The sequence below is a fragment of the Streptomyces violascens genome (genome assembly GCF_014649955.1).
GTDB lineage: Bacteria > Actinomycetota > Actinomycetes > Streptomycetales > Streptomycetaceae > Streptomyces > Streptomyces violascens.
The window spans coordinates 1-1,610 of the sequence record NZ_BMUA01000080.1 but is presented as its reverse complement, the minus strand read 5'-3'; the positions used below and the strand labels follow the sequence as shown (position 1 = coordinate 1,610).

At 67.3% G+C, this 1,610-nt stretch carries 1 protein-coding gene; it reads left to right on the top strand.

What is annotated here, in order from left to right; genetic code table 11:
* Positions 1 to 414 precede the first annotated feature (414 nt).
* On the top strand, positions 415 to 1,610 hold a 1,196-nt coding region (locus IE206_RS42170), incomplete at its 3' end, for an IS110 family RNA-guided transposase (protein ID WP_189972070.1).

Here is a 1,610-nt window from a genome sequence, read left to right as displayed (position 1 = left end):
GTACGGTGCTGCGACGCCTCCGGCGAACCGGGTTCGTTGAGACCTCCGCATAGAGCGGCGTGCATTCCCCGTGCTCGTGGTGGTGGTCGCGTGGGCGTCGGACGGATTCCTACACGAAGCCTGGCTTGAGAAGCCTTGAGCGAAGAGCGAAGCGTTTGCGCCCGCGTGACCGCCGCCACCCCAGGCCTTGCTTGCTCGTTGACGTTGGTGGTGCGAGCCCGATGCATGGTGACCTCTCGATATGCCCGAGCTTTGCGAGCTCCCGTCGAGATCGAGGCCCGTGTGACGCGCTGGTGCCACGAACGGCTAGTGAGGTGGCGGACCGGCCTTGTCGCCGAGTCCTGGAATTAGGTCGCTGCGTGGCCCGCATGCGCTCGTGACCAGCGCAAACACCCACGCCATGGGGAGGATGCCTTGATCTACTGCGGAATCGACTGGGCCGAGAGGACGCACGACGTCGCCTTGGTCGACGACTCGGGCCAGCTGCTGGCCAAATGCCAAATCACGGATGATGCGGCCGGCTACAAGGTCTTGTTGGAGCTGCTCGCGGAGTACGGCGACACTGAGGAACACCCGATCCCGGTGGCGATCGAGACCTCCAGGGGTCTGCTGGTCGCCGTGCTGCGCCAGGGCAAGCGGAAGGTCTTCGCGATCAACCCGATGGCCGCCGCCCGCTACCGCGACCGGCACAGCGTCTCCCGCAAGAAGTCCGACCCGGGCGACGCCCTGGTGCTCGCGAACATCCTGCGCACCGACATGCACGCCCACCGGGTGTTGCCCGATGACAGCGACCTGGCCCGCGCCATCGCTGTCCTCGCCCGCGCCCAGCAGGACTCCACCTGGAACCGCCAGCAGATTTCCAACCAGCTCCGCTCCTTGCTGCGCGAGTACTACCCAGCCGCCCTGGCGGCGTTCGAGTCCTGGAAGAACGGTCTCTGCCGCTCAGAAGCCCACGAAGTCCTCAAGTTGGCTCCAACTCCCACGCGAGCTGCGCGGCTGACTCGCGCCCAGCTCCAAGCCGCCCTCAAGCGGGCTGGCCGCCAACGCGGCATCGAAGTCGAGTCCGAACGCCTCCGTGAGGTCTTCCGCGAGGACTACACCCACCAACCTGCCCTCGTCGAGGACGCGCTCGGCAAGCAGATGCTCGCCCTGCTGGTCCAGCTCCAGGCCGCCTGCACAGCTACCGACGACCTCGCCAAAGCCGTGGAGGAAGCTTTCCCTCGGCATCCGGACGCTGAGATTATCCTCAGTTTTCCCGGCCTCGGCGTCCAGCTCGGCGCCCGGGTGCTCGCTGAGATCGGGGACGACCGCGGCCGTTTCGCCGACGCCCGCGGCCTGAAGGCATACGCCGGCGCCTCGCCCATCACCCGGGCCTCCGGCAAGAAGTCCAGCATCACCCGCCGCTGGGTCAAGAACGACCGCCTCAACCACGCCGGCTACCTCTGGGCCTTCTCCTCCCTGCGAGCCTCGCCCGGAGCCATGGCCCACTACCGCCGCCGTCGCGACGAGCACGGGGACTGGCACGCGGCCGCCCAGCGCAACCTCTTCAACCGCATGCTCGGGCAGATGTTCCACTGCCTCCACCGACGCCAACTGTTCGATGAAAGCAC